The 23,644-nt window shown below is 74.0% G+C and carries 16 protein-coding genes and 1 pseudogene; 11 read left to right on the forward strand and 6 right to left on the reverse strand.

All coding sequences use genetic code 11. From position 1 onward, the window contains the following. The 7 genes and pseudogenes from DT057_RS02735 to DT057_RS02760 all read left to right on the forward strand — a co-directional run. The coding region (locus DT057_RS02735; RefSeq protein WP_128560594.1) for a hypothetical protein at nucleotides 1-422 on the forward strand (422 nt) is incomplete at its 5' end. 91 nt (nucleotides 423-513) lie between these two features. Continuing rightward, nucleotides 514-1,341, forward strand: coding sequence for a sensor histidine kinase (locus DT057_RS02740; RefSeq protein WP_128560595.1), 828 nt, complete (start codon nucleotides 514-516; stop codon nucleotides 1,339-1,341). A 22-nt stretch (nucleotides 1,342-1,363) separates the two neighbouring features. Continuing rightward, complete coding sequence (locus DT057_RS02745) at nucleotides 1,364-2,869, forward strand: ATPase domain-containing protein (RefSeq protein ID WP_128560596.1); 1,506 nt, start codon at nucleotides 1,364-1,366, stop codon at nucleotides 2,867-2,869. A gap of 5 nt (nucleotides 2,870-2,874) precedes the next feature. Beyond that, the gene (locus DT057_RS02750; protein ID WP_128560597.1) at nucleotides 2,875-3,240 is read left to right on the forward strand and encodes a response regulator; all 366 of its coding nucleotides are present in this window, start codon (nucleotides 2,875-2,877) and stop codon (nucleotides 3,238-3,240) included. 152 nt (nucleotides 3,241-3,392) lie between these two features. Beyond that, on the forward strand, nucleotides 3,393-7,070 hold a 3,678-nt coding region (locus DT057_RS02755; RefSeq protein WP_477457131.1), incomplete at its 3' end, for a HAMP domain-containing protein. 1 nt (nucleotide 7,071) lies between these two features. After that, a pseudogene (locus DT057_RS36410) lies at nucleotides 7,072-8,364 on the forward strand (response regulator); the annotation flags it as partial. Nucleotides 8,365-8,458: 94 nt separating this feature from the next. Further along, nucleotides 8,459-10,513, forward strand: a complete 2,055-nt coding sequence (locus tag DT057_RS02760) for a hybrid sensor histidine kinase/response regulator (RefSeq protein ID WP_128560598.1) — start codon at nucleotides 8,459-8,461, stop codon at nucleotides 10,511-10,513. A 34-nt stretch (nucleotides 10,514-10,547) separates the two neighbouring features. Here DT057_RS02760 and DT057_RS02765 read toward each other — a convergent pair whose 3' ends face one another. The 5 genes from DT057_RS02765 to DT057_RS02785 all read right to left on the reverse strand — a co-directional run bounded on the left by DT057_RS02765 (nucleotide 10,548) and on the right by DT057_RS02785 (nucleotide 16,316). After that, on the reverse strand, nucleotides 10,548-11,762 hold the full coding sequence (locus tag DT057_RS02765; RefSeq protein ID WP_128560599.1) for a glycosyltransferase family A protein: 1,215 nt from the start codon (nucleotides 11,760-11,762) through the stop codon (nucleotides 10,548-10,550). After that, nucleotides 11,750-13,333: a glycosyltransferase gene (locus tag DT057_RS02770; RefSeq protein ID WP_128560600.1), complete on the reverse strand. Its 1,584-nt coding sequence runs from the start codon at nucleotides 13,331-13,333 to the stop codon at nucleotides 11,750-11,752. Before DT057_RS02770 ends, DT057_RS02765 begins: the two co-directional genes overlap by 13 nt. 6 nt (nucleotides 13,334-13,339) lie before the next feature. Beyond that, a complete protein-coding gene (locus DT057_RS02775; protein WP_162501299.1) occupies nucleotides 13,340-14,692 on the reverse strand; it encodes a glycosyltransferase in 1,353 nt (450 codons plus the stop codon). Beyond that, entirely contained in the window at nucleotides 14,689-15,915 is a 1,227-nt protein-coding gene (locus DT057_RS02780; RefSeq protein WP_128560602.1) for a glycosyltransferase, read from the reverse strand. Before DT057_RS02780 ends, DT057_RS02775 begins: the two co-directional genes overlap by 4 nt. A gap of 62 nt (nucleotides 15,916-15,977) precedes the next feature. Further along, complete coding sequence (locus DT057_RS02785) at nucleotides 15,978-16,316, reverse strand: hypothetical protein (RefSeq protein WP_128560603.1); 339 nt, start codon at nucleotides 16,314-16,316, stop codon at nucleotides 15,978-15,980. Between the two features lie 623 nt (nucleotides 16,317-16,939). Here DT057_RS02785 and DT057_RS02795 point away from each other — a divergent pair. The 3 genes from DT057_RS02795 to DT057_RS02805 are packed head-to-tail and all read left to right on the forward strand — an operon-like array spanning nucleotide 16,940 to nucleotide 19,994. Further along, nucleotides 16,940-17,785, forward strand: coding sequence for a dTDP-4-dehydrorhamnose reductase family protein (locus tag DT057_RS02795; protein WP_128560605.1), 846 nt, complete (start codon nucleotides 16,940-16,942; stop codon nucleotides 17,783-17,785). Nucleotides 17,786-17,802: 17 nt separating this feature from the next. Further along, on the forward strand, nucleotides 17,803-18,837 hold the full coding sequence (locus DT057_RS02800) for a polysaccharide biosynthesis protein (protein WP_128560606.1): 1,035 nt from the start codon (nucleotides 17,803-17,805) through the stop codon (nucleotides 18,835-18,837). Between the two features lie 2 nt (nucleotides 18,838-18,839). After that, nucleotides 18,840-19,994, forward strand: a complete 1,155-nt coding sequence (locus DT057_RS02805; RefSeq protein ID WP_128560607.1) for a UDP-N-acetyl glucosamine 2-epimerase — start codon at nucleotides 18,840-18,842, stop codon at nucleotides 19,992-19,994. A 129-nt stretch (nucleotides 19,995-20,123) separates the two neighbouring features. Here DT057_RS02805 and DT057_RS02810 read toward each other — a convergent pair whose 3' ends face one another. After that, on the reverse strand, nucleotides 20,124-22,220 hold the full coding sequence (locus tag DT057_RS02810) for a methyl-accepting chemotaxis protein (protein ID WP_128560608.1): 2,097 nt from the start codon (nucleotides 22,218-22,220) through the stop codon (nucleotides 20,124-20,126). A 482-nt stretch (nucleotides 22,221-22,702) separates the two neighbouring features. Between DT057_RS02810 and DT057_RS02815 the strand changes: the two genes are divergently transcribed. Beyond that, nucleotides 22,703-23,635 carry a bifunctional helix-turn-helix transcriptional regulator/GNAT family N-acetyltransferase gene (locus DT057_RS02815; RefSeq protein WP_128560609.1) on the forward strand — a complete coding sequence of 311 codons (933 nt, stop codon included), beginning with the start codon at nucleotides 22,703-22,705 and terminating at the stop codon, nucleotides 23,633-23,635. Nucleotides 23,636-23,644: the final 9 nt, after the last annotated feature.

The raw sequence follows: 23,644 nt of genomic DNA on the forward strand, positions 1-23,644 counted from the left end.
CCCGCGCGCTGCCCGCCGGCCAGGCCTTCGGCCGCGGGGCCCGTCACGCCCCCCGGGGAGGCCCCGGGGACCTCCGGGCCGGCCGCCGGATCGCCGGGCCCGGCTTCGCGGCCGGGTACGGCGGCTACGCCGCGCCCCTCGGCCTCGCGCCGCTCGAGGGCGCGCTGGAGCCCGGCCTCGTCGCCGAGCCCTACTTCAGGCTGCCGCGCACGACCGAGCTCGTGCCCCCCGCCTGGGGCTACGGCACCTACGGCATCCCGACCATCGCCGGCATCCCGCGCCAGCCCCCCGCCGAGCCGGTGGTCTACGTCATCAACGGGCCCGCGTCCCGCGCGCCGCCCGGGGCCTGGCCGGACGCCCCGGCGCCCGCCCGCCACGCCGGCGGGGCCCGGGTGATCCAGGTCGACGTGCCCCGGCGCTGAGATCCGCCCCGCGCGGGGGGCGCGACGCCGCCCCGCTTGCCCGGCCCCGGCTTGTCATGCCACGGTCGGCCGGACCGGGCGGGGGGCATCGATGAGCGAGCCGGACGACAGGCGCGCCGGGATCCTGCCGCCGGACGCGCCGATCGCGCCGGGGCCCGACCTCGCGGCGGCGCTGATCGCCGAGAGCGCGGCGCTGAAGCGGGAGATCGCCGGCCTGCGGGCGACGCTCGCCGACCGCGACGCGTTCCTGGCGAGCGTGGCGCACGAGCTGCGCAACCCGATGACGCCGATCCTGGGCCAGGTCGAGCGCATGCTCGCCGCCGCCGAGCGGGCGGAGCCCCCGGTCCCGGAGCGCCTCGCGCAGGGCCTGGCGCGCCTCAGGTGGCTCGTCGAGCGCTACATCCGGCGCGCCACGACCGTCCTCGACGTGTCCCGGGCCCAGACCGGCAGGCTCGCCCTCGCGGCGGGCCCGGTGCGGCTCGCCGAGGTGGTGCGGGAGGTGGTCGAGGGCCTCGAGCCCCTCGCGGTCCACGCGGGCAGCCCGATCACCGTCGCGGTGCCGGACGACCTCGTGCTGTCGTGCGAGCGCGTCGCCCTCGACCAGATCCTCGACAACCTGCTCACCAACGCGATCAAGTACGGCGACGCGGGCCCCATCGCCGTCGAGGCGGTGCGGTCGGGGACGGACGCGCTCATCCGCGTGCGCGACCGCGGCGTCGGCATCGCGCCCACCGACCAGGCGCGCATCTTCGAGCGCTTCGAGCGCGCCGCCGGCGACGATCCGGCGGTGCGCAGCGGCTTCGGCGTCGGGCTGTGGCTGGTGCGCCGGCTCGCCGAGGCCATGAACGGCCGGGTGACCCTGCGGAGCCGGGCTGGCGACGGCTCGACCTTCACGGTAACCCTGCCGCTCCATCCCTGACGAGAGAACGGTCGAGAGCACGATGACGGGGTCGGGACCGAGCACGCCGCGGGACGGCGCCTATGGCGGTCTGGAACGGGTTCCGACCGGGATCGCGGGGCTCGACGCGATCCTGGGCGGCGGGCTGTTCCGGGGCGGCGTCTACATCGTCCAGGGCACGCCGGGGGCCGGCAAGACCATCCTCGGCAACCAGGCCTGCTACACCCACGCGGGGGCGCACCCCGAGAACCGGGCGCTCTACGTCACGCTGCTGGCCGAGAGCCACGCGCGCATGCTCGGCCACATCGCCCCCCTGGGCTTCTTCGACGCCGGCCTGATTCCCGACCGCATCACCTACCTGAGCGCGTTCCGGTCGCTCCAGGACGAGGGGCTGACCGGCCTCCTGACCCTGCTGCGCCGGGAGACCGGCGCCCGCGACGCGAGCCTCGTCGTCCTCGACGGCCTGGTGGCGGCGGAGGAGACCGCGCGCTCGGCGCTCGAGTTCAAGACCTTCATCCACGAATTGCAGACCCAGGCCGCCGCCACCGGCGCGACCGTGCTGCTGCTCACCAGCGCCTCGGCGGGCGCCGCCATGGTGGCGGCCGAGCACACCATGGTGGACGGCCTGATCGAGCTGTCGAGCCGCCTCTCCGGGCGGCGGGCGGAGCGGGACCTGGAGGTGCGCAAGTTCCGCGGCAGCGGCTTCCTGCGCGGCCGGCACGCCTTCCGCATCACCGACGACGGCGTCGTGGTCTACCCCCGCACCGAGGCGCGCCTGCGGGTCCCGAGCCGGCGCGACCACGTGGACGGCCCGAAGGTGACGACGGGCTCGCCCGCCCTCGACGCGATGCTCGGCGGCGGCCTGCCGTCCCACTCCACCACCATGCTGGCGGGCCCGGCCGGCATCGGCAAGACCACCCTCGGGCTGCAGTTCCTGGGCGCCGACCCGGACGAGCCGGGCCTGATGTACGGCTTCTACGAGAGCGAGGCGGCCCTGCGGGTGAAGGCCCGGGCCCTCGCCCTGCCCATCGCCGGGATGATGGAGGCGGGGCAGGTCGCGGTGCTGTGGCAGCCCGCCACCGAGGGCCTGATTGACGAGGTCTGCGCGGACCTCCTCGACACGATCAGGAACCGGCGCGTCCGGCGCGTGTTCCTCGACGGCCTCGACGCGATGCGCCGGCTCGCGGAGGACCAGGACAGGATCGTCCGCATCTTCGCCGCCCTCACGGCGGAGCTGCGGGCTCTGGGCGTGACGGGCATGTACACGACGGAGACGGATCTGCACGGGCTCGCCTCTGACCTCCCGATGAGCGGCACGGCGCTGAGGGGTGCCTCCAGCATCGCCGAGAACATCGTGCTGCTGCGCTTCGTCGAGCTGCGCTCGAGCCTCCACCGGGTGATCTCGGTGATCAAGGCGCGCGATTCCCGCATCGACCCGCGCCTGCGCGGCTTCGACATCCGGGAGGGCGGCCTCGCGATCGAGGACGGGCCCGAGCGGGCGGAGGCCATCCTCGCCGAGCTCCGTCACGCGCGCCGCGGCCGGGAGTGAGGCTTGTGGCGACGGTGCTCATCGTGGACGACGAATTCGGGATCGCCGAGCTCCTGGACGCGGTCCTGTCCGACGACGGGCACACGGTGCTCACCGCCGCCAACGGCAAGCAGGGCCTGCGCCGGGTCGCCGAGATGCGGCCCGACCTGATCCTGCTCGACTTCATGATGCCGGTGATGGACGGGCCGGCGATGCTCCGCGCCCTCGCCGAGGGCCCGGACACCCGGACGATCCCGGTCGTGATGATGAGCTCGATGCCCGAGGAGACGGTGCGGGCGCGCTGCGAGGGCCACGCCGCCTTCCTGCGCAAGCCCTTCCGGCTCAAGCAGGCCCGCGAGGTGGTGGCGGCGGTGCTCGGGGGCGCGCGCTGACCGCCGGGATCCGCCGCGGCCGGGACGGGGCCCGGGCGGGGCGCCGCCCCGCGCCGGCACGCCTGTGTTAGACTCCCGACACACCGCACCTATGTGCTCTTGGGGAGTATGTGCCACAAGGGCGTGCGAACGCTCGTGACGGGAGGTCGGCGATGGAGCCGGATGGGAACGCCGCGCTGCACGGCGCCGACGCGGCCGCCTCCCCGTACCCGGGGCAGGGCCTCGCCGGGCAGGCCCCCGCCGGGCAGGCCCCGGGCCGGCGCCCGCCCGAGGAGGCGCCCCTCGACCTCGACGGGCTGCTCTGCGCCCTCCAGGCGATGCGGGCCGGGGATTTCAGCGTCCGCCTGCCGGGCAACCTCACGGGGCGCGCCGGCAAGGTGGCCGACACCTTCAACGACATCGTGGCCGCCAACCAGCGCATCGCCCGGCAGCTCGAGCAGGTCGGCGCCGTGGTGGGGCGCGAGGGCCGCACCCGCACCCGCGTGCGCTTCGACCTCGCCCAGGGCGCCTGGGGCGAGATGGAGACCTCCGTCAACACCCTGATCGACGACCTGCTCTGGCCGACCGCGGCGGTGACCCGGACCATCACGGCGGTGGCCCGCGGCGACCTGCTCCAGACCGTGCCCCTCGACGTCGACGGGCGCCCGCTCCAGGGCGAGTTCCTGCGCTCGGCGACCATCGTCAACCAGATGATCAAGCAGCTCGGCGTCTTCACCTCGGAGGTGACGCGGGTCGCCCGGGAGGTCGGCACCGACGGCAAGCTCGGCGGCCAGGCTCAGGTGCGCGAGGTGACGGGGGTCTGGAAGGACCTCACCGAGAGCGTCAACTCGATGGCCTCGAACCTGACCGCGCAGGTCCGCAACATCGCCGAGGTCACGATCGCGGTGGCGAACGGCGACCTCTCGAAGAAGATCACGGTCGACGTGCGCGGCGAGATCCTCCAGCTGAAGGAGGCCATCAACACGATGGTCGACCAGCTGCGCTCCTTCGCCTCGGAGGTGACCCGGGTCGCCCGCGAGGTCGGCACCGAGGGCCAGCTCGGCGGCCAGGCCATCGTGCCCGGGGTGGCGGGCACCTGGAAGGACCTCACCGACTCGGTCAACGCCATGTGCGGCAACCTGACAGCCCAGGTCCGCAACATCGCCCAGGTGACGACGGCGGTCGCCCGCGGCGACCTCTCGCGCAAGATCACCGTCGACGTGTCGGGCGAGATCCTCGAGTTGAAGAACACCATCAACACGATGGTGGACCAGCTCAACGCCTTCGCGGGCGAGGTGACCCGGGTCGCCCGCGAGGTCGGCACCGAGGGGCGCCTCGGCGGCCAGGCCCAGGTGCCCGGGGCGGCCGGCACCTGGAAGGACCTCACCGACAACGTCAACTCGATGGCCTCGAACCTGACCGCGCAGGTCCGCAACATCGCCGAGGTCTCGACCGCCATCGCGAGCGGCGACCTCTCGAAGAAGATCACCGTGAACGTCTCGGGGGAGATCCTGGAGCTGAAGGAGACCATCAACACGATGGTCGACCAGCTCAACCGCTTCGCCTCCGAGGTGACCCGGGTCGCCCGCGAGGTCGGCACCGAGGGGCGCCTCGGCGGCCAGGCCCAGATGCCCGGGGTGGCGGGCACCTGGAAGGACCTCACCGACAACGTCAACGCCATGGCGTCGAACCTGACGGCCCAGGTCCGCAACATCGCCGAGGTGACGACGGCGGTCGCCCGGGGCGACCTCTCGCGCAAGATCGCCGTCGACGTGAAGGGGGAGATGCTGGAATTGAAGAACACCATCAACACGATGGTGGACCAGCTCAACGCCTTCGCGGGCGAGGTGACCCGGGTCGCCCGCGAGGTCGGCACCGAGGGCAAGCTCGGCGGCCAGGCGCAGGTGCCGGGCGTCGCCGGCACCTGGAAGGACCTCACCGACACCGTCAACGTGATGGCGGCCAACCTCACCGAGCAGGTGCGCGGCATCGTCAAGGTGGTGACGGCGGTGGCCGACGGCGACCTGACCCAGAACCTGACGGTGGCCTCGAAGGGCGAGGTCGCGGCGCTCGCCGAGACCATCAACAACATGACCCGGACGCTCGCGACCTTCGCCGACCAGGTCACCACGGTCGCCCGCGAGGTCGGCGTCGAGGGCCGGCTCGGCGGCCAGGCCAACGTGCCGGGGGCGGCCGGCACCTGGAAGGACCTCACCGGCAACGTCAACCTGCTCGCCGCCAACCTGACCACGCAGGTGCGCGCCATCGCGGAGGTCGCGACCGCCGTGACCAAGGGCGACCTGACGCGCTCGATCCAGGTCGACGCCCGCGGCGAGGTCGCGGAGCTCAAGGACAACATCAACACGATGATCGGCAATCTCCGGTTGACCACCGACCGGAACACCGAGCAGGACTGGCTCAAGACCAACCTCGCCCGCTTCACCACCATGCTCCAGGGCCAGCGGGACCTCGCCACGATGGGCCGGATGCTGCTGTCGGAGCTCGCGCCCCTGGTCGAGGCGCACCAGGGCGTGATCTACGGCATCGAGGCGGGGGATGGCGGGGGCGGGGCCTTGCGCCTCCTCGCCGCCTACGCGGATGACGGGCAGGCCGGCCACCCCGAGCGCCTCGCGGTCGGCGAGGGGCTGATCGGCCAGTGCGCCCGCGACGCGCGGCGCCTGCTCGTCGGCGCGCTGCCGGCGACCGCGACGCCCGTCGGCTCCGGGCTGTTCCGGGCCGTGCCCCGCACCGCCATCGTGCTGCCGGTGCTGTTCGAGGGGCAGGTCAAGGCGGTGATCGAGCTCGCCTCGCTCGGCAGCTTCACGGAGCTCCAGGTCTCGTTCCTCGACCAGCTCACCACCGGCACCGGCATCGTCCTCAACTCGATCGAGGCGACGATGCAGACCGAGGGCCTGCTCAAGCAGTCCCAGCAGCTCGCCGGCGAATTGCAGACCCGCCAGCGCGAGCTCCAGCAGATCAACGAGCAGCTCGAGCAGAAGGCGCAGCAGCTCGCCGACCGCAACGACGAGGTCGAGGCCAAGAACCAGGAGATCGAGCGCGCCCGCCGGGCGCTGGAGGAGAAGGCGGCCGAGCTGGCGCTGACCTCGAAGTACAAGTCGGAGTTCCTGGCCAACATGAGCCACGAGCTGCGCACGCCGCTCAACAGCATCCTGATCCTGGGCCAGCAGCTCGGCGACAACCCGGACGGGAACCTGAGCGAGCGCCAGGTCGAGTTCGCCCGCACGATCCACGGGGCCGGCACCGACCTCCTCAACCTGATCAGCGACATCCTCGACCTGTCGAAGATCGAGTCCGGCACGGTCTCGGTCGAGGCGGAGGAGATCACCTTCGCCAACCTCCTGGCCACGACCGCGCGGCCGTTCCGGCACGAGGCGGAGAACCGCCACCTGGCGTTCGAGGTCGACGTCGCTCCGGAGCTGTCGAGCCTCGTCACCGATTCCAAGCGCCTCCAGCAGGTGCTCAAGAACCTCCTGTCGAACGCCTTCAAGTTCACCGACCAGGGCGGCGTCAGCCTGCGGGTGGCGCTCGCCTCCGGCGGCTGGAGCCCCGACCACCCGGTGCTCAAGGCGGCGCCCGCGGTGGTGGCCTTCGAGGTCGCCGACACGGGCATCGGCATCCCGCCCGAGAAGCAGCGGATCGTGTTCGAGGCCTTCCAGCAGGCCGATGCCGGCACCAGCCGCAAGTACGGCGGCACGGGCCTCGGCCTCGCGATCAGCCGCGAGCTCGCGAGCCTGCTCGGCGGCGAGATCCAGCTGCGCAGCGCCTCCGGGGTGGGCAGCAGCTTCACGCTCTACCTGCCGCTGACCTACGGCGAGGCCGCCCCGGGCGCCNGCGCCGGCCCGCGCGCCGGCCGAGCCCGCCGCCGACAAAGTCGGTGCCGACAAAGTCGGTGCCGACAAGGTCGGTGCCGACAGGGTCGGCGCGGACGACCGGGCCGCGATCCGCCCCGGCGACGCGGTGCTGCTGATCGTCGAGGACGACCCCCACTACGCCCGGGTGCTGGCCGAGCTCTCCCGCGACACCGGCTTCAAGGTACTGGCCGCCAGCCGCGGCGCCGACGCCCTGATGCTCGCCCGCCGCTACCGCCCGACCGCGGTCTCCCTCGACGTGTTCCTGCCCGACATGCTCGGCTGGACGGTGCTCAGCCACCTGAAGCAGGACCCGGCCACCCGCCACATCCCGGTGCAGATCGTCACCCTCGACGAGGACCGCCAGCACGGGCTCGCCCGGGGCGCCTACGCGTTCCTGTCGAAGCCCACGACGGCCGCCGGCCTCGGCACGGCCCTGCGGCGCATCAAGACCTTCGCGGCCCCGCACCGCAAGCGCCTGCTGATCGTCGAGGACGATCCGGCCGAGCGCCTCGGCGTCTCGGCGCTCCTCGGCCACGAGGACATCGACATCGTCACGGCGGGGAACGGGGCCGAGGCCCTGGCCTGCCTGCGGGAGGGGGCGGTGGACTGCGTGGTCCTCGACCTCAAGCTGCCGGACATGTCGGGCTTCGAGGTGCTGGACCGCATCCGCGAGGACCGGGACCTCGCCGACCTGCCCGTGGTGGTGTTCACCGGGCGGGCGCTCTCGCCCGAGGAGGATGCCCGCCTGCACGCCCTCGCCCGCAGCGTCGTGGTCAAGGGCGTCGAGTCGCCCGAGCGCCTGCTCGACGAGACCGCGCTGTTCCTGCACCGGGTGGTGGGCGACCTGCCGGCCGAGAAGCAGCGCATGCTGGAGCGGCTGCACAGCTCGGACGAGGACCTGGTGGGCCGCACCGTCCTGCTCGTCGACGACGACGCCCGCAACATCTTCGCCCTGTCGAGCGTGCTCGAGCGCCGCGGCATGCGGGTGCTCACGGCCACGACCGGGCGGGAGGCGATCTCGATCATCGAGGCGCGGGCCGAGATCGCCATCGTGCTCATGGACATCATGATGCCGGAGATGGACGGCTACGAGACCATGGCGGTGATCCGCGCCAACCCGGCCTTCCGGCGGCTGCCGATCGTGGCGCTGACCGCCAAGGCGATGAAGGGCGACCGCGAGAAGTGCCTGGAGGCGGGGGCCTCGGACTACCTCGCCAAGCCCGTCAACACGGAGCAGCTCCTCTCCGCCCTGCGCCTGTGGCTGCACCGGTGAGGCCGGGACCGCCCCCGGCCGGCCGCCGGCCGGCACCGACGGCGCGCCGCCCCCGGGCCGGACGGGCCGGCGCGCGCGCAGGGAGGCCGCAGCCGTGAGCGCCGAGGACCGGGTCAACATCCTGCTCGTCGACGACCAGCCGGCGAAGCTCATCACCTACGAGGTGATCCTGGGGCAGCTCGGCGACACCCTGATCAAGGCGTCCTCGGCCCGCGAGGCCCTGGCGCACCTCCTGCGCACCGAGATCGCCGTCGTGCTGATCGACGTCTGCATGCCCGAGCTCGACGGGTTCGAGCTCGCCACGATGATCCGCGAGCACCCGCGCTACCGGCACATCGCGATCATCTTCGTCTCGGCGATCCAGATCAGCGACCTCGACCACCTGCGCGGCTACGAGGCCGGGGCGGTCGACTACGTGCCGGTGCCGGTGGTGCCGGAGGTGCTGCGCGCCAAGGTGCGGATCTTCGCGGAGCTCTACCGCAAGACGCGGGCGCTGGAGCGGCTCAACGCCGAGCTGGAGCGGCACGTGGCCGAGCGCACGGCGGCGCTGGAGGCCTCGACGGCCCGCCTGCGCGAGAGCGAGCAGCGGCGCAGCCTCGCCCTCGCGGCCGGCCGGATGGGCTCCTGGGACTGGGACCTCGGCAGCGGCGACTCCATCTGGGACGAGGGCCAGTGCCGCATCTGCGGCGTCGATCCCGGCACGTTCGTGCCGGGCGCCGCGGCCGTCGAGGCGCTGGTCCACCCGGAGGACCGCGAGCGGGTTTGGCGCGCCGCCGGGCAGGCCGCCGCCTCGGGGACGCCCTACCACACCGAGTTCCGCATCGTGCGCCCCGACGGCGAGACGCGCTGGTGCGTGGCGGCCGGCGCCCCCGGCCTCGCGGAGGCCGGGGGCCGGCGCCTGAGCGGGGTCACCCACGACATCACGGAGCGCAAGCGCGCCGAGCAGGCGCTGCTCGAGCTCAACCGCGACCTGGAGCGGCGCATCGAGGCGCGCACCCGGGAGCGCGAGACCGCCCTGGCGCAGCTCTTCGAGGCGCAGAAGCTCGACACGATCGGCCAGCTCACCGGCGGCGTCGCGCACGACTTCAACAACCTGCTGATGGCGGTGCTCGGCAGCCTGGAGCTCCTGGAGAAGCGCCTGCCGGCCGACGATGCCCGCGGCCACCGCCTCCTCGACAACGCCGTGCAGGGCGCCCAGCGCGGCGCGGCCCTGACCCAGCGCCTGCTCGCCTTCGCGCGCCGCCAGGAGCTGCGGCCCGAGACCGTGGCGGTCGCCGCCCTGGTGGAGGGCATGGAGGGCCTGCTGGAGCGGGCCCTCGGCCCGTCCGTGCGCATCGAGACCGCCCTTCCGGCCGACCTGCCGCCGATCCAGATCGACCCCAACCAGTTCGAGCTGGCCCTGCTCAACCTGGCGGTGAACGCCCGGGACGCCATGCCGGTGGGCGGCACGCTGACCCTGCGGGGCAGGGCCGAGCCGGCCGGGCCGGACGGCAAGCCCGGCGCCCACGTGCGGATCGGCGTCGCCGACACCGGGATCGGCATGGATGCCGCGACCCTCGCCAAGGCGACGGAGCCGTTCTTCACCACCAAGGGGCCGGGCAAGGGCACGGGCCTCGGCCTGTCGATGGTGCAGGGCCTGGTGGCGCAGTCGGGCGGGGCGCTGCGGGTCGCCAGCACCCCGGGCCAGGGCACGAGCGTCGACCTCTGGCTGCCGGCCGCGCGCCCGGCACCGGCCCCGGCCCCGGTCCCGGTGCCGCCCCCGGCCCCCCTCGCGGCGGTCCCGGCCTGCACGGTGCTCGTCGTCGACGACGACGGGCTGGTGCGGACCGGCACGGCGGCCATGCTGGAGGATCTCGGCCACGTCGCCCTCGAGGCCTCCAGCGCCCGCGAGGCGCTGGCGCTCCTCGAGGCGGAGCGCGGCATCGACGTGGTGGTGACCGACCACGCCATGCCGGGCATGACCGGGCTCGCGCTCGCCCACCAGCTGCGCGACACCCGTCCCGGCCTGCCGGTGATCCTGGCGACCGGCTACGCGGAGCTGCCGACCGGCGAGGGCGAGCCCGCGGTGCCGCGCCTCTCGAAGCCCTTCACCCAGGAGGAGCTGGCCGTGATGATCGCGGGCGTGCTGGTACCGGCGGGCGTCGGCTGAAGGGGGGACGCGCGGCCGGAAAGCCCCGCGGCCGTCACGGGCGGCCCGCGCCGGGAGGCAGGCACGCCAGCACGATCCTGCGCAGGAAGGCCGCCACGATCCCTGCGTCGACCGGCGCCGGGGGCGGGCCCTCGTCCTGCCAGCGCCAGGCGACGCGCTCCCCGTCGACCTCGACCGGGCCGGCGCGGCCGAGCCTGAGCCACAGGTCGGCGAGGCCGAGGGCGTCGAGGGACGTGTCGAGCCCGAGGACCGCCGCCCGCCGCACCAGCACGCCGGGGCCGGGGCCCCGGCCGGGGTCGACCGCCAGGGCGCGGGCGTAGGCGGCGGCCCCGGCCTGCTCGGCGACCGGGCGGCCCGTCGCGTCGACCTCCCACCAGCCCCCGAAGGCCGCCGCGGCCGCGGGCGCCGCCTCGAGCCGCGCGCGCAGCCGCAGCAGCGCGTCGGGCTCGACGCACTCGCCCGCGGTGAGGAAGCACACGTAGGAGGCCTCGCTCGCGGCGAGCCCGCGGCTGAACGCCAGGGCGGCGCCCCGGCCGCCCTGCATGACGAGCGCGGCGGCGGGATGGTAGGCCCTCACCGTGGCGGCGACCCCGGCGCGGTCGTCCATGCCGTCGTTCACCACGATCACGCCGGGCGGGGCGGCCGAGGCGGCGCGGAGCGACAGCAGGGTCAGGGCGAGGGCCCGGCCCCCGCCGGCTGCCCTGACGATCACGTCGATGCCGGACGTGGGCGGCGGCGGCGGCAGGGAGCGCCAGATCCGGGCGGGCGCCTGGTCGAGGGGCGCGGCCGCGGTCGCGCGCGCCGCCCGGGCGTCGGTCCCCGCGTGGCGGGCCGACGGGGCGTCCTGCGCCTGCGCGCCGGCCCCGCCGCGCGAGACCGTCCCGACGACGATGCCGAACGCCGCGAGGACCGGCCGGACCAAGTGGTGGGCCGCGACGCGCGAGGGCACCTCGACGCGGTCGAAGAGCTGGCCCTGGAGCGGGACCGCCACCTGCGCGAGCAGGACCGCGAAAGCCCGCTCCTCCGGGGAGTCGCAGGCCAGGGCCTCCAGGATCGCGGCGGGAGACCAGAAGCGGTCGAACCCGAAGGGCCTCGCATTGCCGGCGAGCCGGCTCCCGGCCCTGAGGTCGCGCCCGTCGGAGGGGTAGTGGAAGGTCCAGGCGGGGTGGCTCTCGATCAGGCCGCGGGCGCAGGCCTGGCCGTCGTCCTCGGCGGAGAAGACGTCGAGGGCGAGGATCAGGACCCGCATGCCGGCTCCCGCGCGGAGGAGCCCGGCGCCCGCGCTGGCGACCGGGCGCCCGGGTCGGCCTCGCCCTCGGGCGCGGCCCAGGCGAGGTAGGCGCGCGGGTAGAAGGAGGGCACCCGCTCACGCGGGCCGGCCGGGTCGGGCAGGCGCAGCCCGGTCTCGCGCAGCCGCAGCATGAAGGCGACCCACGCCTCGGCCCCGGTGCCGGCCGGCAGGATCCAGGAATAGGCCCTGCCGGCCAATCGCTCGGGATACGCGCCCGAGTCGCTCGCCAGGATCGGCAGGCCCTGGAGCATCGCCCGGGACAGAAGGGCGTCGTAGGGATCCGTCGGGTGGAGCGGGAACCAGGCGACGTGGGGCCGGAGCGTGCAGACCAGGAGGTTGAGGTCGAGCCCCGCGAGGGGCCCGAGCCGCGTCAGGTCGCGGCCTTCGGCCGCCAGTTCCCGGCATCCGGCCGCCGGCTCGCGGCCTTCGGCCGCCAGCAGGTCGTCGCCCACCCAGTAGAAGCGGACGGGCCGCCGCTCCGCGCGCGCGGTCTGCGCCGCGCGGGAGACCAGCGCCCGCGCCGGGGGCGCCAGCGGTCCGAGGATCAGGACGCGAAGCGGATCGTCGTCGTCGATCCGGGCCGGGTGCACCCGGAACGCCTGCGGCCGCGACGGCTCGGGGTCGAGGCCGAGGTGGATCGCGCGCCCCGGCAGGAGGTCGCGCAGGCGCGCGGCGGTGGCCTCGTTGCAGGCGATGAGGCGGTCGGCGCGCGCGACCGCCTCGGAGAGCCCGGACGGCGCGGCCCCGGCGCCGGGGTGATCGAGGCACGTCACGTCGTAGGGGCAGCTGAACGCGGCCCGCACGGCCGGCGCGACGTCGTGCTCCGGCGACGCCGCCAGGATGTCGAGCCGCGCGATCCCGAGCCGCGCCGCGGCGCGCGCGACCGCTCCCTCCGCGAGGGGGAGCCAAACGGAGGCCGCGCCAGCGAGGTCCGGGCCGTGGGACAGGGCCAGGATGTTGCCGCGCACCCGGCCCACGAGGGCGTTGACCTGCCGGGCGGCGCTCTGCTGGAGATGGCCCGCATGGGCCGCCGCGAACGCGGTGGGCGCGTCGAGCACGACGAGCAGGGTCGGCCGGTCCGGGTTCAGGCTCTCGGCCAGTCCGGTCAGGGCGCGCGCGTCGGCGTCCGCCCGCTCGGCCCGCGACGCGCCGAGCGGGCCGCCGGGCGGGATCCGGTCGAGTGCGTCCGCCGGCAGCGCCGTGATCCGGTCGTGCCTGAAGCGGAAGGCCAGGAGCTGGTCGTGATCGACGACGTGGTGGCGCAGCGCCCGGCCGTCCACGCCGCGCGCGAGAAGGTAGATCGCGTCGCTGCCCGCCGCCCGGATCAATCCGCTCCCCGGCCCGAGCGCGGGCCCGACCGGGATCGTCGCGGTCTCGACGTCGACGATGTGGTCCGCCTCGCCGAACAGGGATTCGTAGACCTCGTAGGTCGTGACGTGGTGGCGCCGGCCGCCGTAGACGAGCCAGATCTCGGGGGCGTTCGCGGTCCTGACGCGCTGGCCGTCGAGGTCCGGTCGCGGATCCTGCATCGACACCTACCGGCTGCCTTGCGCGCCGGCGGGCGCCGCGAGATCCATCGCGCTCGCGAGACCGAGCGTGTGCGCGAGCGCGTCCTGCCGGTCGGGGCAGGCCGCGAGCGCACGCCGGAGCGCGTCGCGGCGGATCATGAGGCCCTCGAGGGCCGCGAGCGGGGGCGTGGGGTCGGGCCGCGCCGGGTGGACCGGCGCCGCGTCGAGCCCGGGACGGCGTACCAGTCGCTCGAAGGCGCGCCGCAGGTCGTCGCCGCCCGCCCCGTGCGGCACGAAGGCGATGAGGTCCGCGTCGAGCGCGCCGAGGACCGCCTCGATGTCCGACCGGAGATCCCCCGTCGGCGGGATGATCGGGATCCCGTCCCCGGGCGCGAAGTCCGGCGCCGCGACGGGGAGGCGGTCGAGCGGCGAGCGCGCCGCGTCGACGACGGCGAAGCGGACGGCGAGGCCCGATGCCCGCATCTCGGCCATGGTGACGAGCGCCTCGCGCGGGCTCGTCGCCAGGACCGCGACCCCGACCGGCACCGCGGCGGCCCGGCGGGCGATGAGCCGCCGCACCCACGCGCGGGCGCCCGCGTAGCAGGTCCGCTCCAGGAACGCGGCGGCCCGGATCAGGAAGCCCAGCTCCGAGCCGCCCTGCGCCCGCATCGTCTCCGGGGAGAGCCGCTCGAGCATCTCGATCCAGAGGAGGTTCGACTCCTCGATGTGACGGGGCGTCCTGGACCCCTGGCCGGCGTGCCGGCGCTGGCGCACGAGGAAGCCGGGCACGTGGACGAAGCGGTGGTGCTGGGCGAGCCGGAACCAGAGCTCGGAATCCTGCGTGGTCGGCAGGCCCTCGTCGAACATCCCGTGCCGCTCGAAGCAGTGGCGCGGCAGCGTGACGGTGCAGCCGTTGATGCGGCCCTCCAGGACCGCCCAGAGGGGCGCCCGGTCGCAGTAGCCGCGGCCGGTCTCGACCTCCTCCAGGAGCGACAGGTCCTCGCCGACCGCGACGAAGTCCCCGAAGGTGATCACGGCCTCCGTCTCGGCCAGGATCGCCCGCATGTGGACCTCGACGCGGCGCGGGTCGTAGAGGTCGTCGTGGCTGAGCCAGCTGAAGTAGCGCCCGCGCATCTCCGCGATGCCGCGGTTCAGCGCGGAGGCGACGCCGCCGTTCTCCTGCCGGACGTAGCGGATGCGATCCCCGTAGCCGCGGCAGGTCCGGGCGGTCTCGCCGCCGTCGTGGGAGCCGTCGTCGACGACGAGGACCTCGAGGTGGGGCCAGGTCTGCGCGAGGGCGCTCTCGATCGCCTGGGCGAGGAAGCTCCCGCCGTTGTAGACCGGGATCACCACCGTCACGAGCGCGGTCTCGTCCGTCACGCGCGCGCCCTCCCGGCGAGGGCGTCGGCGGGCGCCCCGGCGAGCATCGCGCGGTAGTACGAAAGGGCCGCGGCGCCGTTGCGCGCCGCGCTCCAGCGCGCCTCCACCACCTGCCGGTTGCGCGGCGCGGCCGCGTCCACGAGGGCGTCGTCGCCCGCCGCGCGGGCGAGGGCGTCGGCGAGGCCCCGCACGTCGTGGGGGCAAACGAGGAGGCCGTCGACGCCGTCGCGCACCCACTCGCCCGCGCCGGAGGTGGTGCCCTGGATCGGGAACGCGCCGAGGGACATGGCCTCGAGCAGCATGGCGCTGACCCCGTCCGAGATCCCGAGGCCCACCACCATCCGGGCCTCGGCGACGCGGCGCAGCACCTCGTCGTTGGGCAGGTGGGGCAGGACCGCGACGTCGAGACCGTCCTGGTCCGCGAGCGCCTGCGCCATCCGGGCGACGGCCGGGCCCCCGACGAGGATCCGGATCCGGAAGCGCCGCAGGGCGGGGGCCGCGAGGTGCAGGGCCGACAGGATGTGGAGGCCGCGGCCGGCCCAGCCATGGTAGCCCTTGACCAGGATCGCCTCGCGCCGCGAGGGCGCCGCCAGCGCGCCGAGCTGCGGCATCCTCCCGAAATCGACGCCGCCGGTCGCGTGGATCGGCTCGAACGCGTGCCCGAGGAGCCCGAGGCCGCGGGCCAGCGCCACGTCCCGCCGGCACTCCGCCAGGTAGCCGTCGATGCTGCGCATGACGGCGATCAGCACGGCGCGGTGCTCGGGCAGGCGCTCGTAGAGGTAGAGGTCGCTGCCCCAGTTCGAGAGCAGCCAGGGCGGCATCGCGGCCCCGAGCCGGCGCTTGACCTCCAGGGTCAGGTAGCCGGCCCGCTGGATCTCCAGGGTGTGGACGAGGTCCGGCCGGAAGGTGCGGACCGCCGCGACCATCTCCTGCGGCGTGGTGAAGGCGGGTCGCCACGGCACCTGGATCGGGTCGAGAACCCGGTAGCCGCGCCGCGCCTCCTCGGCCCAGGCCGCGGCGCGCGCGGCGGGGCCGGCGAGCCCGGTCGCGACCACGCCGACCGTCCCCGGCTCCAGCGCGTCGAGCTCGGCTGCCGTCGCGACCGGGCTCCAGGGCGCGAGGGAGGGCGCGAGGGGCGCCTCGTCGACGGGAAGCAGGACGATCCGCGCGAAATCCCCGCGCACCAGGGCGACCCAGCGCGCGAGATGGATGCTGTTCTGCATGCCGACGATCAGGATGACCGGCGTCGTCCGGCGCGGTGCGGGCCGCCCGCTGGCCCGTCCGGTCACGCGACGGCCCGGACGATCTGCCGGCCGAGGATCGCGGGGTCGTGCGCCGCCCGGAGCAGGCCGAGGCGCACCGGATCGACCATCCCGCCGGCGGGAAATTGCAGGGCGACCAGGACCGGCACGCCGAGCCGCCGCGCCTCGGGCAGGCGCAACCCCGCCGTGTCGCTGAACCGGACGGCTCCGTACAGGAGGGCCCCCTGAAGAAAGGACGGATCGGCCCGGGTCGCCGCGGGCGGCACCAGGGCGACGTCGAGGCCGGTATCCCACCGCAGCACGGCGACCGCCGCCGCGACGGCCTCGTCCGCGGCGTCGATGAACTCGATACTGAAGCTCAAGAGCTCACTGGCGCAATGATAAAGCGCGGACACGACAAACAAGGCACGGCCTTCTACATCTTCGCGGCCGTCGAACGCAATTCTTCCCACTCGCATCATCAGTCAACAAATCGCGATACGGGCCGCGCCTCGTCCCGAAATTTCTACCGGGATGGAAACTGAATTCCGATTATGGCATTTATCAAAAGTCCATCGAGGTGCCAAGCGGGAAAGCACCTAGGGGAGGCCGGAACGTCACCGGCGGCGGGCGGCCGGTTCGCCGGGGTGACGCGGCCGCGGCTGTCGCGGAGCGCCCGCCCGGCGCGGACGATTCCGGATCCTGCCCTTGGAGACGCACAGGACGTGCGGGCGGCACCGGTGCGGGCCGCCGCAGCATCGTCGGGCCAGGCCGGTCGACGCCGTCCTGCGCGTCGAGCGATCACAGATCACCACGAGACGACGAATGATCTTCCTGATGCGACAGGGTGTGTAGCAGGCTCCATGAAGTGTCCGTTGAGTGCGCTCATCCGCTCGATGCTTCCTGTTGTGCAGACAGCAGCCAGTATATTGATCAAGTACCGCGATAGGCGCTCGACTTGCCGGGCCTGCAAAGCTATACGCTCGGGGACCAGAACGGGTGATGGATGCGCATTCTGATTCTCGGAGCCCAGGGCATGCTCGGCCACGCCTGCATGAGCGTCCTCGCGAGATCCCCGGACCTCGCCGTCCACGGCTCGGTCCGCGGCGCGGCGCCGCCCGATGCCGGCGCCGCGATCGTTCCTGACGTCGACGTCCTCAGCCCCGATCACCTCGCCGGCGTGATGCGGCGGGTCCGGCCGGACGTGGTGATCAACGCGGTCGGGCTCGTCAAGCAGCGCCGGGCGGCCCTCGACCCGCGGGTCGCCGTCCCGATCAACACCCTCCTGCCCCACCGCCTCGCCGACCTCTGCGACCTCGCCGGCGCGCGCCTCGTGACGATCTCCACGGATTGCGTGTTCGACGGCGCGAAGGGGCGCTACAGCGAGGCCGACCGCGTCACCGCGACGGACCTGTACGGGCTGTCCAAGCACCTCGGCGAGATCGCCGACCGGCCGAACGTCGTGACCCTGCGCACCTCGATCATCGGGCGCGAGCGCGCCTCGGCGGTCGGTCTCCTCGAGTGGTTCCTCCGCGCCGGGCCCCGCATCCAGGGCTACCGCAACGCGGTCTTCTCGGGCGTCCCGACCGTGATCCTGGCCGAGATCATCCGCGACCACGTCCTGCCGCGGCCCGACCTGCACGGGCTCTACCACGTCTCCGCGGAGCCGATCAGCAAGTTCGACCTTCTCACCCTCCTGGCCGAGGCCTACGGGAGCGGGACGGCGATCGAGCCGGTGCCGGAGCCGCGGATCGACCGCTCGCTCGACTCGACGCGCTTCCGGCGCGAGACCGGCTTCGCGCCGGCGGGATGGATGGACATGCTCCTTCACATGCGGGCCTTGCAGGGATGAACGGACGGGCGAACGGGATGCTTTCGGGAAAGACGCTGCTCATCACCGGCGGCACGGGCTCATTCGGCAACGCCGTGCTGTCGCGCTTCATGGCCACCGACGTGCGGGAGATCCGGATCTTCAGCCGCGACGAGAAGAAGCAGGAGGACCTGCGCCACCTCTACAACGATCCCCGGATGAAGTCGTATATCGGCGACGTCCGCGAGCCCGGCAGCCTCGACGACGCCATGCGGGGCGTCGACCTGGTGTTCCACGCCGCCGCCCTCAAGCAGGTGCCGTCCTGCGAGTTCTACCCGATGGAGGCGGTGCGCACGAACGTGCTGGGCGCCGACAACGTGCTCAACGCGGCGGTCAAGAGCGGGGTGCAGCGGGTCGTGGTGCTGAGCACCGACAAGGCGGTCTACCCGATCAACGCCATGGGCCTGAGCAAGGGCATGATGGAGCGCATCACCATCGCCAAGGCCCGGACGCTGCGGGCGGGCGAGACGGTCCTGTGCATCACCCGGTACGGCAACGTGATGGCCTCGCGCGGCTCGGTGATCCCGCTCTTCGTGCGCCAGATCAAGGAGGGCCGCACCCTCACGGTGACGGACCCGGCGATGACGCGGTTCATGATGTCGCTGCCCGACTCGGTCGACCTCGTGCTGCACGCCTACGAGCACGGGCAGCAGGGCGACACCTACGTGCAGAAGGCCCCGGCCAGCACGGTCGGCGACATCGCGGCCGCCCTCCAGCAGATCTTCGAGGTCCGGCGACCGATCCAGATCATCGGCACCCGCCACGGCGAGAAGCTCTACGAGAGCCTGGTCTCGCGCGAGGAGATGGTGCGCTCCATCGACACCGGGAACTTCTACCGGATCCCGGCCGACGCCCGCGACCTGAACTACTCGCTGTTCACCTCGCAAGGAGAGGCCGACATCAGCCGCACCCAGGACTTCACCTCGCACAACACGCGGCGGCTGACGCGCGACGAGACCGTCGCGATGCTGCGCGAGCTCGACTACATCAAGGGCGAGCTCGGCAGCCAGAGCGTGCAGTCGGAGGGTTTCTGAGCGTGCGCCGGATCATGACCCTGGTCGGGACCCGTCCCGAGCTGATCAAGATGAGCCGCGTCATCGCGGTGCTCGACGCGACGTTCGAGCACCTGCTGGTGCATACCGGCCAGAACTACGATTACGAGCTGAACCAGGTCTTCTTCGAGGACCTGGGGATCCGCAAGCCGGACTTCTTCCTGGAGGCGGCCGGGGAGCACGCGATCGCGACGATCGCCACCGTGATGGTGCGGGCGCACGCGCTCCTGGAGCGGGAGCGGCCCGAGGCGGTCCTGATCTACGGCGACACGAATTCGGGGCTCGCCTGCCTGGCGGCCAAGCGCCTGCGCATCCCGATCTTCCACTTCGAGGCGGGCAACCGCTGCTACGACGCGCGGGTGCCCGAGGAGATCAACCGCAAGATCATCGACCACACGAGCGACGTGAACTTCGTGCTCACGGAGCACGCGCGGCGCTGCCTGCTGGCGGAGGGGCTGCCGGCCGACCGGATCGTCAAGTCGGGATCCCACATGCAGGAGGTGCTGGCCTTCGCGCGGGAGGGGATCGCCGCCTCGAGCGTGCAGGCGCGGCTCGGCCTGGCGCCGGGCCGCTACGTCGTGGTCAGCGCGCACCGGGAGGAGAACGTCGACGAGGCCGGCAAGCTCGCGGTGCTCCTCTGCGCGCTCGACCGGATCGCGGCGGAGCACGGCGTGCCGGTGATCGTGTCGACGCATCCGCGCACGCGGGCCCGGATGGCGGCGGCGGGCCTCGCCCGCCCGGCGGGCCTCGCCGGCCCGGCGGCGGCCGCGCCGGCGGCGGACGTGCGCTTCCTGCCCCCGTTCGGCTACTTCGACTACGTGCGCCTCCAGCGGGACGCCCTGTGCGTGGTCTCGGACAGCGGCACGCTGAGCGAGGAGGCGGCGCTCCTGGGCTTCCCGGCGGTGACCCTCCGGGACGCGCACGAGCGCCCGGAGGGGCAGGATGCGGGGGCCGTCACGGTGGTGTCGCGGCTCTCCGTGGAGGCGATCCTCGACGCGATCCGGGTCACCCTGGCGACGCACGGGAGCGCGGCGCGGCGGGTGCCGGACTACGAGGCGGGGGCGGTCTCGGCGATGGTCGCCCGGGTGATCTCGGGCTCCATCGACTACGTCAACCGCGTCGTGTGGTCGAAGCCGTGAGCGGAACCCCGGGCTCCCCCTCCGCGGCCTCGCCCCCGCGCCGCTCGGGCCTCGCGAGGTCCGCTCAAGGGAGCCGGAGGATCTCGCACGGACGGCCGAGGGACGCCCCGCGCGGGGCGTCCCGCGCGCTCACGCCGCCCGGACCGTGCTGAGGAAGCGCGCGACCTCGCCGCCGAGGTGCTCGGACTGGCGCGACAGCCCCGAGGCCGCGCCCAGGACCTCGGCCGCGGCGACGCCGACCTCCTCCGCCACGCCGGCCACGCCCGCGATGCTGCCCGTCACCTCGCCGGTGCCGGCGGCCGCCTGCGAGACGTTGCGGACGATCTCCTGCGTGGCGGCGCCCTGCTCCTCGACGGCCGCCGCGATCGAGGTCGCGACCGAGCTGATCTCCCGGATGCGCCCCGTGATGCCGCCGATGGCGGCGACCGCCTGGCCCGTCGCCGCCTGGATGCGGCCGATCTGGCCGGAGATCTCCTCGGTCGCCCGGGACGTCTGGCCGGCGAGCTCCTTGACCTCGGCGGCCACCACCGCGAAGCCGCGGCCGGCCGCCCCCGCGCGGGCCGCCTCGATGGTGGCGTTGAGGGCGAGCAGGTTCGTCTGGCTGGCGATGGTGGAGATCAGGCCGACCATGTCGCCGATCCTGGACGAGACCTGGCTCAGTTCCTGCACGAGCTGGGCCGTGTGGTCCGCCTCCATCGTGGCGCGCTGCGCGAGGTCCGCCGAGCCGGACACCTGCCGGCCGATCTCCCGCACCGAGGTGCCGAGCTCCTCGGCCGCCGCCGCCACGGTGCCGACGTTCGAGGCCGCCTCCTCGGCGGCGGACGCCACCAGGGTGGATTGCGAGGCGGCCTGCGTCGCGGTCGCGGTCATCGCCTGGGCGGCGGCCTGCAGCCCGGCGGCGGACGACTGGACGGTGCCGATGATGCCCCCCACCGCGCGCTCGAAGCTGTCGGCCATGTCGCGCATGGCCGCCCGGCGCTGCTCGTCCGCCGCCAGACGCGCGTGCGCCGTCTCGGCCTCGAGCCCGCGCATCTGGATCAGGCCGTCCTTGAACGTCTGGACGTCGCCCGCCATGGCGCCGATCTCGTCGGCCCGGCCGGTCAGGGGGACCGGGGTGTCGAGGTTGCCGCCGGCGAGGCGGCGCATGGCCGCCGACAGGATGGTGATGCCCCGCACGACGCGCAGCTGGACGAAGAGGATGCCGGCGACGGCGAGCGCGAGGCCGAGGGCCACCGCCGCCGCGTAGATCAGGAAGCTGCGCTGCTCGTCCGCGGCGCGCGCCTCGGCCTTCGCCACGACGGAATTCATGATCGCGACGGCCGCGTCGATGAGGGAGCTGTAGGCCCGGTAATGCGGCGCGAGCCAGGCCTCGACGGTGAACGGGAGCGTGCGGCCCGGCGCCACGGCGGCGATGACCTCCTGTCGCAGGGCGTAGAAGGGCCCGCCGAAATAGGTGTCGTTGCTGCGCGCGAAGGCCTCCTTCACGGACGGCGCGACGTCGCGCCCGCCGACGATCCGCCCGACGACCGTCCAGAAGGTCCGCGCGCGCACCTCCGCGTCGCGGATCTCGTTGCGCTCCGCCTCGGTGGCGGGCCGGCCGCTGCCCACGAGGGTGTTGACGATGGTGCCGAGCTGGCCCGAGGCGTTGCGGACCGACCACGCGACCGCGCGCGCGTCGAGCATCGGGGCCACGGCGGGATCCAGCGACTTGATTTCGGCATCCACGCCCTCGGACGCCTTCTCGATCAGGGCGAGGACGCGGCTGCCGAGATCGAACATGCGCTTGGACAAGGCGGCGTCCCGCTCCGCGAGCGGCTTCTCGAGCGCCGCATCGACCTCCGCCCGCATCTGCCGCCACGCGACGACGAGCGGCGAGAGCTCCTGCGCCAGCGCGGACAGGTCCGGGGCCGGCGCCGCCGACAGCGCCCTCGCGGCCGCGTCGACGGCGCGGTCCAGGGGCATCCGGGCCTGGGCCATGTAGTCGCGATGCGCGCGGTTGGCGCCCGGCTCGACCGCGAAGGCGACGAACGCGAAGCCGCGCTCGTTGCGCATCTGCGCGAGGCTGTGAAACAGGTCGGAGGCGACGGCGGCGTAGGACGCCACCGATTCGGCGGTCGCCCTGCTCCGTGCGCTCTGGAGCAGCGCGTTCCCGGCCAGGCCGGCAAGCGCGAGGCCGAGCAGGGAAACCAGTGCCGTGAGGGTGAGCCTGATGGAGAATCTGGGCATCGCGGTATCGAAATCCCTGTCGTGGGGTTGCGGTTGTCGGCGAGGCGGTCGACCAGGGCGGCCGGCCGTCAGGTCGAGGGCACGGAACCGCCGGGCCGAGCCCGGCGCTGGGACGATGGAGCCGGTCAGCGTCGCGGCCCCCGACCTCGCCGGCCTTCGGGAGCGGACATGCGCGACGCCGCGAGACGCTCGCGCCCCCCGCGCATCTCGGGATCGAAAGTAATCCGAAATCATCAAGAGTGTGTTTCCGCAGGGTCACGTCAGATCGTCCGCCGGCGGGCGGCGGTCCGCCGCGCCCGACGATCCTCGCAGCGTCGCGCCTTCGCCCCGGCGGCCGCCGGCGCGCCCGGACTCCTGCCGTCCGGTCCGCGTGCCGGCCGGCTCGCCGGGGCGGGCGCGATCCCGCGGGACGGCGCCGGGACCCCCTAGTTGACTCCGTCAATCATATCGGCGACCGTGTCCCGGGCCGACGGAGCAGGACGATGGATCACGCGGCGCCCCGGCGCGACGACCCGGTCGCGCAGGTCCGGGCCTTCAACCGGTTCTACACGCGCCAGATCGGCCTCCTCGAGGACGGCCTGCACCGCAGCGCCTTCTCGCTCACCGAGGCGCGCGTGCTCTACGAGCTCGCCCACCGCGACGGCCTGACCGCCTCGGCGCTCGGCCGGGGCCTCGGCCTCGACGCCGGCTACCTCAGCCGCATGCTGAGGCGGTTCGAGGCGGACGGCCACGTGACGCGGACGGCCTCGGCCGCGGACGGGCGCCGGCAGGTGCTCGCCCTGACGGCGTCCGGCCGCGCCGCCTTCGCGCCCCTGGACCGCGCCTCGCGCGAGGAGATCGGGGCCCTGCTCGAGCGGCTCTCGGCCGCCGACCGGGCGGCGCTCCTCGCCGCGATGGGCTCCGTGCAGCGCCTCCTCGGCGCCCCCGCCGAGGCGCCCGCCACCCGCCTGCGCGACCTCGCGCCCGGCGACATCGGCTGGATCACCCACCGCCAGGGGCTGCTCTACGCGCAGGAATACGGCTTCGACCTGCGCTTCGAGGCGCTCGTCGCCGAGATCCTGGCCGCCTTCGTCAAGGATTTCGACCCGGACCGCGAGCAGGCCTGGATCGCCGAGCGGGGGGCGGAGGTGGCCGGGAGCGTCCTCCTCGTGCGCCAGTCCGACCGCGTGGCCAAGCTGCGGCTCCTCTACGTCGAGCCCGCGGCCCGGGGCGAGGGCCTGGGCCGGCGCCTGGTCGAGGCCTGCGTCGCGGGGGCCCGCGCCCGCGGCTACGCGACCCTGATGCTCTGGACGAACGACGTCCTGACGGCCGCCGGGCGCCTCTACCGGTCGGCGGGGTTCCGGCTCGTGGACTCGGAGCCCCACCGCTCGTTCGGGCAGGACCTCGTCGGGCAGACCTGGCGCCTCGACCTGTGAGGCCGGGCG

It is taken from the genome of Methylobacterium crusticola, assembly GCF_003574465.1.
GTDB classification, from domain to species: domain Bacteria; phylum Pseudomonadota; class Alphaproteobacteria; order Rhizobiales; family Beijerinckiaceae; genus Methylobacterium; species Methylobacterium crusticola.

Bases quoted from the DNA above. Each gene is read 5' to 3' on its own strand.
- DT057_RS02740 (WP_128560595.1), top strand. From the start codon at position 514: ATGAGCGAGCCGGACGACAGGCGCGCCGGGATCCTGCCGCCGGACGCG.
- DT057_RS02745 (WP_128560596.1), top strand. From the start codon at position 1,364: ATGACGGGGTCGGGACCGAGCACGCCGCGGGACGGCGCCTATGGCGGT.
- DT057_RS02765 (WP_128560599.1), bottom strand. From the start codon at position 11,762: ATGCGGGTCCTGATCCTCGCCCTCGACGTCTTCTCCGCCGAGGACGAC.
- DT057_RS02770 (WP_128560600.1), bottom strand. From the start codon at position 13,333: ATGCAGGATCCGCGACCGGACCTCGACGGCCAGCGCGTCAGGACCGCG.
- DT057_RS02780 (WP_128560602.1), bottom strand. From the start codon at position 15,915: ATGCAGAACAGCATCCATCTCGCGCGCTGGGTCGCCCTGGTGCGCGGG.
- DT057_RS02795 (WP_128560605.1), top strand. From the start codon at position 16,940: ATGCGCATTCTGATTCTCGGAGCCCAGGGCATGCTCGGCCACGCCTGC.
- DT057_RS02800 (WP_128560606.1), top strand. From the start codon at position 17,803: ATGCTTTCGGGAAAGACGCTGCTCATCACCGGCGGCACGGGCTCATTC.
- DT057_RS02810 (WP_128560608.1), bottom strand. From the start codon at position 22,220: ATGCCCAGATTCTCCATCAGGCTCACCCTCACGGCACTGGTTTCCCTG.
- DT057_RS02815 (WP_128560609.1), top strand. From the start codon at position 22,703: ATGGATCACGCGGCGCCCCGGCGCGACGACCCGGTCGCGCAGGTCCGG.